Below are 13,532 nucleotides of genomic sequence, written 5' to 3'. Positions count from 1 at the left end.
AAATTACATAAAAAAGAGGCAATCCTTTTTAAAGATTGTCTCTTTTGGTTCATTGGTGATGAACTCATAGGAGCCGAGCACCAAACTAAGGTTTTTCGTCGGTTAACTCAAAGCCCCAGGTTTTTCCTTTTTCTGTAGCAGGAATGCCGCTTACCATCCATACCGGTGCTTTTGCACCTTTTAAATAGTAATCAAAAAATTGCTGCTCACGGATTTGGATATCTTTTCTGTTTTGGCGTTGTACCAGGTTGTGGGCTTCATTGTTGTAGTTTAACAACCAGGCTGGTTTGCCCAAACGCTTAAGTCCGGTAAACATTTCAATGCCTTGGTACCATGGCACGGCGCCATCGGCATCGTTAGACATGATGACCACCGGTGTAGTTACTTTTGGCAAATTGAACAACGGAGAGTTCTCGATGTACAGTTCTGGTTTTTCCCAAAGTGTAGCACCGATACGGCTTTGCGTTTTTTCGTATTGGAACTGTCTGTTCATGCCGCTTTCCCAACGGATGCCACCATAGGCAGAAGTCATGTTTACTACTGGTGCACCAGCCCAAGCCGCGGCATACATGTTGGTAGCTGTAATGAGATGGGCAACTTGGTAACCACCCCAGCTTTGACCCTGAATACCGATTTTGCTGCCGTCAACCCATGCATTTTTCTTTAGGCTCTCCACGCCAGAGTTGATGAACTCTTCGGCCGATTTGCCCGGGTGTCCCGTCTCGTAGCTAATGTCTGGTGCGAAAACCAAGTAGCCATTGCTTACAAAGAAAGGAATGTTTAAGCGCGATGGGGTAGGCGAAGGTGCATTGTAGGTATATAATCCGTCAGAAAGTTTTTCGTAGAAATAAACGATCATCGGATATTTTTTATTCGGATCGAAGTTTTCTGGCTTATACAGAATGCCTTCAGATTTATAGCCTTTTGGCGTAGTCCATTTAACCAGTTCGGCAGTTCCCCAGTTGTAGTTGGCCTGTTGCGGGTTGGTGTTGCTTAACTTGGTTGCGGTTTTAAGCTGGTCTTTAGAAATGTAAACATCAGGAGAGTTTACGTAGCTGCCTTTGTCGAAAATATAGACCTCGGCATCTTTGGCTTTAACCAGGTTTGAGTATTTGGCTGGTGCCATCACCACCAACTCTGGTGCCTTCTCGTTGTTGATGGCTTTGCGGTAAAAACCATTTTCTTTAGTGGTATTGTTAAAGGCATCTAACCACAGCACATCTTTTTTGGTAAAGAATCGGGCTTCTGGATCAACCCTTTCGGCACGGAAAGTAATGTTGTTTTGGCGACCAAAACCATTGGTGATGTTTTTAGGCGCTGTTTTTCCGTCTGGAGAAAACGCCCATATATCATAACGATCGTATAAATACACCAATTTGTCTTCTTCCAGCCATCCGGCCGAGCCATAGCTGTTTGGCAAATCTGGAACATCGTTATCTTCATCGTAGAATTTAACGGTCATACCGGCGTTGAGTGCCACGGTTTTGCCTGTTGCAATTTGGTAGCTGTTCCAAAGTGCTGTTTTCTTATCGAAATAAAGGATATAATTGCCGCCTGGCGAAGGAGCAGCAATGCCGTTAAGGCCTTCCAGGATTTTTTTGCGCGCACCTGTTTTGGTATCAACCAGGTAATAATCGCGTTGCGAACCGCCGGTCCATTGCGAGGCAATGCGGTTGCCATAATCTGTAGAAGCCAATACAAAATTGGCATCGCCTTCTTTAACCAAGCTGGCATCTGGTAATTTAACGTCGGTTAAGGGCACAATCTTGGCATCAGCGCTATAGATATCGATTACGGTCAGGTAGTTTTTCTTGAGGTCTCTATCCAGGTTTTTCAACTGCATAGGCTGCAAATAATCGTCTTTGTAGCCCCAGATATCAAGCTTCGCGTTTTCGAAATCTACCAAGGTGGTATCTTTTGGTTTTTTGATTGGTGCAATGCCGAAGAACAATTTATTGCCGTCTTTGCTGAAGTTTAATCGGCTGTCGCCACTTACGGCAAATTTAGTTGGCATGCCTGGCATGTCTTCGTCAACCAAAATCTGTGCGGTATCTAAAGTAAGCGAGTTGTAATACACATTGAAATCCTTGATTTCGGCTTTTTCTGGACTAGTTTCGCCTAAAAATGCCAAGTGCTCACTGTCATCGTCGAAAGTAAAGCCTTTAAAGTTGCCTTTGCCTTTAACCAAGGTTTTCAGAATGCCTTTTTCGGTATTCAACAAAAACACGCCCTGAGGTGCATTTTTTTCTTTTTTGGAGCCGGTACAGGCAAAAACCAATAGTTTGCCGTCTTTGCTAAAGCTAAAGTCGCTTACAAACTTGTACACGCGCTCTTGTCCAGTGGCCAGGTTTTTGACAATCAGGTCGGTACCTTCTTTAGCCGCGCCTCCGGCAGGCTCGTCGTCGGCAAAAAAGTAGTCCTGGTCATTTTTATTTGATTCGCCTCCCTGTGTGGCAGGTTTGGCTTTTTTGCTGGTGTCGGGTGCTTTTTCTAGGCTATAAGCCAACAATGGAGCACCATTTTCAGGAAACTTGAACGATTTAACGCGAGGGATTTTGGTTACGGCCAAGGTAGTGAGGTTGGCTATGCCCAAAGTATCTTTGGTCATTTCGTCTGGTTTTTTCTTTTTGATCTTTGCCATTCTGGTATCCTTGAAAAAAGGTTTGATGGCAAAAGCAGCAAACTTAGAATCGGCACTAAACTGCGCAAAGCTTGCCCTTGGCACTTTTATTTTTTGTGCAGTTACGGTTTCCTGTAGGTAGAGGTTGGCGTCGCCTTCTTGTTGGTTAACGCTATAGGCAGCCCACAGCCCATTTTTTGTCAGCTGTTTGGCACCTATGTTTTCCCAAGTGTCGTAAACCGAATGGTCTAATGGTCTTTTTTGGGCGTAAGCCACGCTGGCAAACAATAAAAAAAGTAAGGTTAGTTTTTTTTGCATAATTTAAATCAGTTATAGGGTGTTTGGCCTTATCGAAACTTAAAAATTGTAAAATTTATGCACATTATTGAATCTGTACGTCAAATTTTACAAAAAATCATACACCTGCCGAATTTCGCCTTTTGCTTTTGGCAGTTTGAAGACAGGTAGCCTTTGACCGATCGTTGTTTTTAACTTGAGGTTGATGGCCCAGTACAAAAAAAAAGCATCCCGGAGGATGCTTTTTTTTAAATATAATGAAGCTTATTTTTTGTTTTTTTGTTGAGCCTGCGCTTGTTGCTGTGCTCTCATGTATTCGTCTAAACGAGCTTGGAACTTAGATTTTTTCTTCTCGGCTTGAGGCTTTGTTTTGTTTTCCTGCAAAATAGCATGGATTTTTTCGTCGTTAACCATTCTTCTGATCAAGAATTGTTGCAAGAAGGTTAACATGTTAGCCAAGAAATAATAATAGTTCAAACCTGATGGGTAGCTGTTCAACACGCCCAAGAAAATAATCGGCATAATGTAGCCAATGTATTTCATCTGACCGGTTGCACCCGAAATCTGGTTGTTGAAGTAGGTATAGATCAGTGTCGAAATCGTCATCAAGATACACATCAAGCTCAAGTGGTCGCCAATGAATGGTACGTTAAAGCCGAATTTGATGAAATCGTCGTACGTAGAAAGATCCTTCATCCATAAAAAGCTTTCGCCCCTCAATTCGAACAAGTTCGGGAAGAAGAAGAAGAAAGCCATTACAAAAGGCAACTGCAGCAACATTGGCAAACAACCACCCAACGGATTTACGCCTACCTTTTTGTACAGCTTCAGGTATTCCTGTTGCAATAGGGTAGGATTGTCTTCGCCTACTTTGGCTTTGATTTCGTCCATTTCTGGTTTCAAAATCCTCATTTTAGCCATCGAGATATACGATTTGTAGGTTAATGGCGACATGGCCAGCTTAAGCAGGATAGTCAGTACCAAAATAATCAGTCCGTAGCCCCAGCCAAAACTTTCCAGCAAGTTGAAAACCGGCAATACAATAAACCTGTTGATGTATTTTAATGGCCAGTAGCCCATGTCAACTTGTTTTTCCAATTCGTGGCCTTGTTCTTTTAGGGTAGAGAACTTGTTGTCGCCGAAATAGAAAGTCATCGGATAGCTCTGGGTGGCCAATTGACTAAAAGGCAATTGCATATTGGCGCCGTACCATTTTATTTTTCCTGGCTCGGTACTTACTTTCACCTCTAGGTTTCCTTTTTCGAAGGCTGTTTGTGGAATAAGTACAGCCGAGAAGAAGTGCTCCTTGAATGAAAACCACTCGATTTTGCCTTCTTTCAGCTCAAGCTTCTCGTCTTTGTGCAAACTCAGGTGGTCGGGCGTTTTTTCTACATACTTGAAATAAGGGCCAGAATGCTCTTGTTCTTTTTTGGCAGATTTTTCCTGCTCCAGTAAAGTAGCTTCCCAGTTCAGGCTGATGTTGTTGCCTTGAACTACTTGGTTTAAGCCGTTGAGGTTGATGTTGAAGTCTACATTGTTGCCTTTTGGCTTTAAGCTATAGCTGAACTCGATGTATTTGTCGCCACTATAGTTGGCACGCATGGTGATGTTGCCTGCGTTTTGTGTAGCGGTAAAATATAAATTGTTGGTGTTTACGATTTTGCCATCAATGTTGAGGTTAAGGCCGAATTTGTTGTCGTTGCCATCAAACAAGATCAGTGGCTTGCCACCATAAGTATGTTCGCCTTTAATTTCTACCGACTGGATTTTACCACCCAAGTTGGTCAATGTCAATTTCAGGTTTTCGTTTTCCAATACCGAAGTTTGGGCAGTGCCACTGATGTTGGCGCCAAACGGGCCTTTAAGCGCGGCCGAATCTGGTTTTGCAGGACTTGTTTCAACTTTATTTTGGGCAGCAGCCTTAGCGCCAACTTTCTTGAGCGAGTCTGCTGTTATTTTTTCTCTTTCCTTCTTGATTTCGGCCTCACTAGGCTTCATGAAAAAAACAGCTGCTCCCAAAATTACCATGATCAGGAACAGACCTGTAAATGTATTTCTATCCATTATGTTGTTTTAAACGTATTAATTTGCTTTTTTCTTGGCATGCTCCATTGCAGCGGCGACAAATTTAACAAAAAGTGGGTGAGGATTTGCAACTGTTGACTTTAATTCTGGATGAAACTGTCCACCGATAAAGAAAGGATGGTTTTTAAGTTCGATAATTTCTACCAAATTGCTGTCTGGATTGATGCCAGAAGCTACCATTCCGGCCTCTTCATATTGGTTCAGGTAGGCATTGTTAAATTCGTAACGATGTCTGTGTCTTTCGGTAATGTGCTGCTTGCCATAGGCGTTGTAGGCCTTGGTGCCTTTTTTGATATCGCATGGATAGGCGCCCAAACGCATGGTGCCACCTTTGGTGGTGATGTTTTTTTGGTCTTCCATCATGTTGATGACCGGATGTTCGGTGTTTTCGTCGATTTCGGTGGTATTGGCGTTTTCTAGGCCCAATACATGTCGACCATACTCGATAACGGCACATTGCATGCCCAAGCAGATACCAAAGAAAGGAATTTCGTTTTCGCGAACGTATTTAATGGCTTCTATTTTGCCTTCAATGCCACGGCTGCCAAATCCAGGAGCTACCAATACACCTTGCAAGTGGCCCAGTTTTTCTTTTACATTTTCTGGATAGATACTTTCAGAAGGAATAAATTCTACACGCACCTTGCACTCGTTTTTGGCGCCGGCATGAATAAAGGCCTCGCTGATTGATTTGTAGGCATCAGGTAGTTCTACGTATTTACCTACCAGTCCAATCCTTACCTCGGCAGTAGGATTTTTTAAGCGGCCTAGGAAATCTTTCCAGCTTTCCATGTCGGGCTCGTGCTTTTGAGGCAGCTTTAATTTGGTCAATACCGTTTTGTCCAGTTGTTCTTTCATCATCAACAGAGGCACGCTGTAAATAGAGGATGCATCTATCGATTCGATGACGGCATTGATGTTAACGTTACAGAAAAGAGCGATTTTTTTTCTGATATCGGCGCTGATGTGGTGTTCGGTACGGCAAACCAGGATATCCGGCTGAATTCCGTATTCCAATAAGGCCTTAACCGAGTGTTGTGTAGGCTTGGTTTTAAGCTCGCCGGCAGCTGCCAGGAAAGGAATCAAGGTGAGGTGGATAACGATGGCGTTTGAAGAGCCTTCTTCCCATTTAAACTGGCGTACAGCCTCGATAAACGGCAAGGATTCGATGTCGCCTACGGTACCGCCAAGTTCGGTAATCACAATGTCGTAATTGCCGCTTTCGCCCAATATGCGCATGTTGCGTTTAATCTCGTCGGTAATGTGGGGCACTACTTGTACGGTTTTGCCCAAATAATCGCCCTGACGTTCTTTGTTGATCACATTTTGGTAAATGCGCCCAGTGGTGATGTTGTTGGCTTGTGAGGTAGGCGTATTGAGGAAACGTTCATAATGGCCTAAGTCTAAGTCTGTTTCCGCACCATCTTCGGTTACATAACACTCGCCGTGCTCATAAGGGTTCAATGTACCCGGATCGATGTTGATGTAAGGGTCGAATTTTTGGATGGTTACCCGGTAACCTCTGGCTTGTAAAAGTTTGGCCAATGAAGCGGAGATGATGCCCTTACCTAATGAGGAAGTAACACCGCCCGTAACAAAAATATACTTAGTCATGTTTGAGAATTTGTGAAATTAATAGGGCTTTATGGCCTTTTTAATTGTTTTTGTACGGGATACAAAGGTACATAAAATTCTGATTTCGGAGCGCAAATATTGTAAATAAATTATTTTGGTCGAATGGTCCATTGTCCATGGTTGATGGTTCTGATTCGCAAGTAAACATTGATTAAACAGTTAAAAATAATACTTAAACGGAAAAAAATTCTTATGTGGTTTTATGCCTTTTAGCTGATGGTTAATTATTTAAAAGTTTCTAAAAAAGAGATTTTGGATTTTTATATTTAATAAAAATCGATGGCATGCCTTTCAAATTTGAGACCTTAAAAGTGTGGGAAGTTTCCTTAAACTTGAGTAATGAGATTGATTTGCTAGCCAAAAAAATTCCAAAAATTGAATGGTTTAGCTTGAGTAAACAAATCAAGAAAGCAGCTGATTCTGTTAATTTGAATATTGCAGAAGGATGTATTGGTCAGTCTAATGTGGAATTTAAACGATTTCTTACCTATTCGCTTCGTTCGGCATTTGAAGTGGTGAGCTGTTTGTTTATGGCTTTAAAGAGAAGTTATATCTCTGATTCTGAATTCGGGAAGTTTTATAAGGAATATGATGAACTCTGCAGAATGATTTCTAAACTGAGATCCTCCTTGTCATAATATAGGTTATTGGCGATAGTTAGAATAGTCTATAGCTAGTAGCTTATAGTCCATGTTTACCTTTATGTCAATTCAATCCTAACAATTGGACCATCGACTATAGACTATAGACCATTGACCATAGACTATCAACTAGGGGCCATCGACCATGGACTAATTATTTATCAGCTACAAAATCAATCCATAAATCTCCTTTTTGATTTCTTCTATCTTGCGCGGATTTTTCTTGTCGTCGTAGCGGGTATAAAGGTCTACCAGTTTCTTGAAGTCTTTTTCGTTATCCGCTTTTTTGCCTTTACTGGGCTCAGTAATGCTCATCACGGGTACATTTACGGCTTCTACCTTGGTGGCAAACCAGGTGGTATTGTAACGTGGAATAGCTAACCCCAAAATCATGCCCGGCAAACCGGTAAATCCTTCTGGACCGCCTTTGAACAAAATATCGTCGGTATAAAAAGCCACCACATACACGGTATCGTTAATGACGCCGATGGCTTTGCGGCAATCGTAACCAGCTATTTTGCGTACATCGTGCATAATTTTCCAATTCACATGGGGTACAGTGTCGGTCAGGATGTAGTCTTCGCCCATGATTGGTTTTTTGATGATCCTGGTGCCTTTGCTCAAGTCGGTATACATTTGAGCGGTATTCTCTCCCGAAGCAAACATGAACATGTTGTCGCTTATCTGGCTCTCTTTTTTCTGCGCCTTGTACAGCGAAGTGGTTTCGTTAAAAGCATATTCCCAAAATGAGCTGACGTATTTTTTCATTTTATCCTTGGCATCGTCTGATAGCCAGGTGTTGTCGGCCATTTGTCGCTGCAGGTTCACTTTTTTCTCGAAGGTAACCTTGGCACTGCTAACAAAAACCTGTTGGGCTTTAACGCCAAGCAGGCCCAAGGTCAATAAGGTAGTTATGATTGCTGTTTTCATTTGTGTACTGTTATTTGGCGGCTTTGGCAAAGTTGCCGCTCAGGTTGTAGGTTAAACCAATCAGGATGTATCTCGGAATGTAGCTGAAAGTGGTTTCGTTAATATAGTTGCCACCAACATAGCGGTTGTAGCCTATTTTTTGGTTCAGGATGTCGGATACGGAAAGCTTCATTTCAAGCGCATCGGTTGGCAGCATCTTTTTGGAGATATAGCAGTTCCAAAGCGCTACGTTAAGCGGCGTATTGAACGATTGGTTGGCCGGTCTGTACGACAACGAAATGCTGGTGTTGAACTCGGTTTTATAAGGCAATTGGATGGTGCCGCTAATTTCGTGGTTGTGGGTATAGCTTTTGCCATTGTTGATAGATCCCAACGAAGCATTGCTGTTGAGGAAAGTAACCGACGGATTATAATTAACCTGAACCTTATCAGTATAGTAGCTGAAGCCTGGCCTTATGTTCAGCTGACCGTTAAAGTTCTTGTTCAGCTTGTTGTTGAGGATAGACACGTAGTTGGAACTGTTATAGCTGACGCTGAAACTGGTTCGGAAATGCAACTTGCTGAAACCTTTTTGATAAGAGGCGCTGGCATAGATGCTGTTATTGCCGTTAAGGTTGGTATAGCTGCTGATGGTTTTGTTAAACTCATCTACCGTTTGGGTGCTTGCAATGGCATTTCTGGTAAAATTATAGCTCACGTAACCATAAATAAACTGTTCCGACTTAAACTGATACGAATTGAAATTGAGCCCGATGCTATTGTTGAACGATGGCTTGAGGTTTAGATTTCCTACCACCTGGTACAAAGGATTGTTGATTTGCCTGATCGGCTGCAACTGATCAAGGCTCGGCTGACTGGTATAGCCGTTGTAATTGAGCGAGAGACTGGTGCTTTTGCTGATTTTATAATTGAAATTTCCTCTGGGTGCCCAGTTCAGGTAATTCCTGTTAAACTTGTTGTTGCGGTCTATATCGTCTAGCTCAAAGCTGGTTTGGGTAGCTTCAACGCCGCCAGAAATAGAGAATTTTTGTGCGCGGTACTGCAGTACCACTTTGCCGATGTTGGAGAAATTGTTAAAATCGAAATTGTTGCTAAGCGAATCGATGGGCTTTCTGTTTTGTAAATTGTCGTAAACCATACGGTTGCTGCTCGAAATAACGGTTTTAAAGCTGTAGGCGGTTTGCAGTTGCCATTTCTTGCCCAAAGGTTCGGTATACGATATACGCGTACCCAACGAAGTTTGCTTACTGGCGTTATCCTTAAACAAGTCGAGGTTTTCGGTTCGGTTCATTTGGCCTTGGTCGTTGTAGTAATTGGTTACGTTGAGGCTGTTTTCGATGCCTTGGCTATTTTGTGTTTCGGGTTGCAGGTCAACAGATAAGGTTCTGCCTTTTTTCTTCGATTTGCGGGTGTAGTTAATGTTGCCGTTAAACAGCTCGCTATCGGTATCGGTACTGTTTTGCTGGTTGTTTTTGCTTACGAACAAGCCCTGGTCATTAAGCGATTGGTTGTAATTGGTCGAATTGTTCTTGTTGAAATTGGTTTTGCCCGAAAAAGAGATTTTCATGGTCGATAGCGAATCCAAAGTAATATCTACGTTTCCTTTGACCGATTGCCCACCCTTATTGCTGTTTTCGGTCGAAGTGCCCGAACTGAAAAAGCTGGTGCCATTGGGCAATAAACGCTGACCGTTAGAGGTTCTGTTGTCGGTAACCTTGGTATCGGTGTTTTTATAGTTGAGCTTGAGACCCAGTTTGTTCTGGTTCCATTTATCAGAAAAGTGTGCGCCATAGGCACTGTAGTTGGGCAGGCCATTGGTAGGAGAGAAGTAGTCGTCGTCGTCGCCACCATAAGAAATCATCATCGTGCTGCCATCATCGCCTACTTCAATAACATCGTAATCGTTGCCTTTGAGCTTTGACATGGCCGAAGTAACCTTCGAATCCTGGTTAAGGTTGGTGGTATTGCCATAAACGGCGGCCTTGAGCTTGCCTTTGTAAACGCCAAGCATGCCGCCCAGGTTTTTGTAGTGGTCGAGATCGCTATTGGCATCGAGGGTGGAGAGATAACCGTTTTTGGCATTTTCTTTCAGCTTGATGTTGATGATTTTGTCTTTTTTTCCATCGTCTATTCCGGTAAGCTCGGCCTCCTTGCTTTTCTTGTCGTAAACCTGCACCTCCGATACTGCGCTTGCCTTGAGGTACTTGGTGGCCAGCAACGGATCATCGCCAAAAAATTCTTCGCCTTCTACCAATACGGTGTTTACCTCTTCTCCGGCGGCCTTGATGGCGCCATTTTTGTCGACTTCGATGCCGGGCAACCTGCGCAGAAGATCCTGTACATTGGCATTGGGCTTAACGGCAAAACTATCGGCTTGGTAAACAATGGTGTCGCCCTTCATCCTGATGGCTTCTTTTTGCGCCCTTACAATAACCTCGTTCAGCAAAAAGGTTTTGGTTTCCATGTGGATGGGACCCAAGTTGAATTTGGAGCTATCGGTTAGTCGGATATCCCGTATAAAATCGGCCATTTTGGGATAAGAGATGAGCAGGCTGTAATCGCCTTTCTGAAGGTTGGTCAATTCGAACTCGCCCTGGGCATTGGCCCTTACCGATTTGACAAGAATTGAATCCTTGCTGCTGATCAGTAGAATTGAGCTGTTTTGAAGCTTCCTTTTTTCGATGGTATCTACAACAGCTCCCTTAATGCTGGCTTTTTGGGCAAATGCTTGGCATACGGAAAGCGCTAGTAAAACTAACAGAAGTAGTTTTTTTGACATAAGAAGACGTTAATTGGTAGGTTGTTTTTTTGCTTGGTTAAGCGAAAGTAGCTGAAAAAAAGTCGCTTAATTGTTAAAAACTGTTAATTCTTAAATTCTTAGTTCAAATGCTTTCAAAATGCAGTTTTATTGAGGCGATGTAAAAAAAATGCCCGGCGCAAAGTCCGGGCATGAATTGGGATGATTTAAATGGGGAGAATTATTTATCGATCATTTTGTAGTAGCGCACATAGTCTACATCCAGTTTTTGCGGAAAAATGGTATCGTCTATGCCCTGTGCGCCACCCCAATCGCCACCAATGGCCAAATTCATGAGCAGGTGGAAGCGCTTGTCGAAAGGCCAAACCTTGTAGCCGGTACCTTCGTTTACAAATTCGAATACCAACACATTGTCATAGTAGCCCCTAACGGCATAAGGAGTCCAGTCTACACGGTAAAGGTGAAAGGCTGTACTGGCATCTGGGATCATCTTGGTACTTGTTTTCTGCGTATTGATTTTAAAGTAATAGGCTTCGGTATGCGTAGTGAAATGCACATTGTTTTGGTCGTAGCCTACATGCTCCATAATATCTATTTCGCCAGATTTTGGCCAATCGCCATAGGCACGGTCGGTAGGTAGCATCCAAATGGCCGGCCAGGTTCCTCTGCCGGTTGGCAGCTTGGCTTTGATTTCAAAACGGCCATAAAGCACATCGAGTTTGTTCCGGCTCACCAAACGGGCTGAGGTATAGCTCATGCCATTCATATTTTCTTTGCGTGCGGTGATGCTGAGCAGGCCATTGCCAACGCTTACGTTGTTGATCGAGTTGGTATAGTACTGCTTTTCGTTGTTGCCCCAGCCGCTTCCGCCAAGGTCGTAATCCCATTTGTCTGTAGCCGGCAAACCGGTATAGTCGAATTCGTCGGCCCAGGTCGGTGTACTTTCAAAAGACCAGTTCTTGTCTTCAACCGTTACGGGTTTTGGCGGAATAATGATAGCTTCTTCAACATCTTTGCCCGACGAGCACGACTGGCACGACATGATCGAGCCGACGGAAAGCGCCATCAGGAAATATCCCTTTTTTATTTTTTTTATCATCATAATGGGTAGGATTAGTACTGTCTGGCCCTTTGCTTAAGACCAGACAGTAATTTTGTTATTTAAATTCGAAGTCGTCGATATAGAAAATACCTGGATTTGGATGTCCTTCGCCACCCAGCTGTACCACGATCTTGTCGTATAAAGTTTGGCTTGCCCAGCCCGAATAGTCGAATTCCAACTGTACCCAGGTGTTATACTGGGCAGGTGTAATGGTTTTAACCACTTCGAGCTGTGTTTGCCAAGCATTGCCACCCAACAACGAATTCTGGAGCTTGATGGAAACGGTAGGGGCTACTTTTGTAAAATCGTTGCCACCCGGGAAGAATACCTTCAATCTGATTTTGTTTTTGGTGCTTAAATCGAAGCGATATGGCAAGGTAATGTTCAAATTGCCGTATTGGCCATCGTTGCCGGTTCTTTTTTCGTAATAGCCCACCTTGGCCGAAGTATTTACAGGGAATTTAGCCGGGTTGTCGTAAGCCCTGGTATAGTCCATGTTTTCTGCTGTCCATGCCATTCCTGGTGTGCTTTGAAAATCGTCTTCCAAATTGGCGGCCTGCAGTGGTTTTTGCACCACTGGCCTCACATAGCCTTTTCTGATGAGCTTGAGGTACCATGCGTTGCCTGGATTGGCTTTGTCTAAGCACCTGAGCCACATTTCATCATCGGTTAAGCTTAAAATCTGGTATTGCGATACACCTAAGTAGTAGGCAATAAAGCCATTGTTGCTAATGGTGATGTATTTTACGCCATTAACGGTGGTTACCAGCCAGGTCATGTTGGTTGGTGGGGTATAGTTTACGGTTGGATCGTTGCTTCCTGTCGGACCGCCAATGCCTGGTGCGTTCGAAGCATTGGCAAAGGTAGTTCCATTATTGGCATAGGTGTATTTAAGCCCATTCATGTTAAAGGTCATTTCGTCATCGTAAAAACCAGTACCATTTTTCTCGTTCGGGCCTGCCTGATACCAGTTTGGAGTTTGCAATCCGATTTCGCCCACGCCCAAGTGTCCCTGTTGGGTTTGGTCTATTACCCAGGTTTTACCATTGGTATTGGATAAGCCTCCCGATAGGGTAGTGAAGGCAGGATCGGTAAGCATGGCCGGATTGGTAGCCGCAATGGTGATGGTTTTGGTGCTCGAAGCATAGCCGCCATCGGTTACAATGGTTAATTTAACCGTGTAGGTTCCGGCCAAAGGATAGGAAGCCTGGGCCGTATTGCCTTCGGCGGTGGCGCCATTGCCAAAATCCCAAATGGCTTTAAAGCCCGGAGAGGCATTTTTAAAGTCGATGATATTGGGATTACCTGCCGTTGGCGTAAAGGTAAATTGTACCTGATCGCTGGTTGGCGGCGTTCCCAATTGCTTGTTATCGTCGTTTTTCTTACAGGCACTGAGTGTTAACATCAAGGCCAAACCTAGCCAAAGCGATGTTTTTATCATGTTTTTTATTGATTTCATTTTGC

At 43.5% G+C, this 13,532-nt stretch carries 8 protein-coding genes; 1 reads left to right on the top strand and 7 read right to left on the bottom strand.

Features of this window, described 5'->3' with window-relative positions:
- Positions 1-85 precede the first annotated feature (85 nt).
- From AC6H1S_RS10035 to pyrG, 3 genes are all read right to left on the bottom strand, one after another.
- On the bottom strand, positions 86-2,938 hold the full coding sequence (locus AC6H1S_RS10035) for a S9 family peptidase (RefSeq protein ID WP_497563502.1): 2,853 nt from the start codon (positions 2,936-2,938) through the stop codon (positions 86-88).
- Positions 2,939-3,181: 243 nt separating this feature from the next.
- Positions 3,182-4,981, bottom strand: a complete 1,800-nt coding sequence (gene yidC / locus AC6H1S_RS10030) for a membrane protein insertase YidC (RefSeq protein WP_199141311.1) — start codon at positions 4,979-4,981, stop codon at positions 3,182-3,184.
- 18 nt (positions 4,982-4,999) lie between these two features.
- Positions 5,000-6,616, bottom strand: a complete 1,617-nt coding sequence (pyrG, locus tag AC6H1S_RS10025; protein WP_497563501.1) for a CTP synthase — start codon at positions 6,614-6,616, stop codon at positions 5,000-5,002.
- 305 nt (positions 6,617-6,921) lie between these two features.
- Here pyrG and AC6H1S_RS10020 point away from each other — a divergent pair, with 305 nt between their 5' ends.
- Positions 6,922-7,275, top strand: a complete 354-nt coding sequence (locus AC6H1S_RS10020) for a four helix bundle protein (RefSeq protein WP_497563500.1) — start codon at positions 6,922-6,924, stop codon at positions 7,273-7,275.
- Positions 7,276-7,443: 168 nt separating this feature from the next.
- Here the strand turns inward: AC6H1S_RS10020 and AC6H1S_RS10015 are convergent, their stop codons facing one another.
- From AC6H1S_RS10015 to AC6H1S_RS10000, 4 genes are all read right to left on the bottom strand, one after another.
- Positions 7,444-8,208 carry a GLPGLI family protein gene (locus AC6H1S_RS10015; protein ID WP_497563499.1) on the bottom strand — a complete coding sequence of 255 codons (765 nt, stop codon included), beginning with the start codon at positions 8,206-8,208 and terminating at the stop codon, positions 7,444-7,446.
- A 10-nt stretch (positions 8,209-8,218) separates the two neighbouring features.
- A complete protein-coding gene (locus AC6H1S_RS10010) occupies positions 8,219-10,987 on the bottom strand; it encodes an outer membrane beta-barrel protein (RefSeq protein WP_497563498.1) in 2,769 nt (922 codons plus the stop codon).
- 199 nt (positions 10,988-11,186) lie between these two features.
- Positions 11,187-12,068: a glycoside hydrolase family 16 protein gene (locus AC6H1S_RS10005; RefSeq protein WP_497563497.1), complete on the bottom strand. Its 882-nt coding sequence runs from the start codon at positions 12,066-12,068 to the stop codon at positions 11,187-11,189.
- Between the two features lie 55 nt (positions 12,069-12,123).
- The gene (locus tag AC6H1S_RS10000; RefSeq protein WP_497563496.1) at positions 12,124-13,527 is read right to left on the bottom strand and encodes a PKD domain-containing protein; all 1,404 of its coding nucleotides are present in this window, start codon (positions 13,525-13,527) and stop codon (positions 12,124-12,126) included.
- Positions 13,528-13,532: the final 5 nt, after the last annotated feature.

The sequence above is a fragment of the Pedobacter sp. TM02 genome (genome assembly GCF_059705275.1).
Note: the sequence above shows the minus strand (reverse complement) of the source record. Positions and strands in the feature narration are given on the sequence as shown.

Excerpts from the sequence above, each read along its gene's own strand:
- AC6H1S_RS10010 (WP_497563498.1), bottom strand. The coding sequence starts at position 10,987 with ATGTCAAAAAAACTACTTCTGTTAGTTTTACTAGCGCTTTCCGTATGC.
- pyrG (WP_497563501.1), bottom strand. The coding sequence starts at position 6,616 with ATGACTAAGTATATTTTTGTTACGGGCGGTGTTACTTCCTCATTAGGT.
- yidC (WP_199141311.1), bottom strand. The coding sequence starts at position 4,981 with ATGGATAGAAATACATTTACAGGTCTGTTCCTGATCATGGTAATTTTG.
- AC6H1S_RS10000 (WP_497563496.1), bottom strand. The coding sequence starts at position 13,527 with ATGAAATCAATAAAAAACATGATAAAAACATCGCTTTGGCTAGGTTTG.
- AC6H1S_RS10020 (WP_497563500.1), top strand. The coding sequence starts at position 6,922 with ATGCCTTTCAAATTTGAGACCTTAAAAGTGTGGGAAGTTTCCTTAAAC.
- AC6H1S_RS10005 (WP_497563497.1), bottom strand. The coding sequence starts at position 12,068 with ATGATGATAAAAAAAATAAAAAAGGGATATTTCCTGATGGCGCTTTCC.
- AC6H1S_RS10035 (WP_497563502.1), bottom strand. The coding sequence starts at position 2,938 with ATGCAAAAAAAACTAACCTTACTTTTTTTATTGTTTGCCAGCGTGGCT.
- AC6H1S_RS10015 (WP_497563499.1), bottom strand. The coding sequence starts at position 8,208 with ATGAAAACAGCAATCATAACTACCTTATTGACCTTGGGCCTGCTTGGC.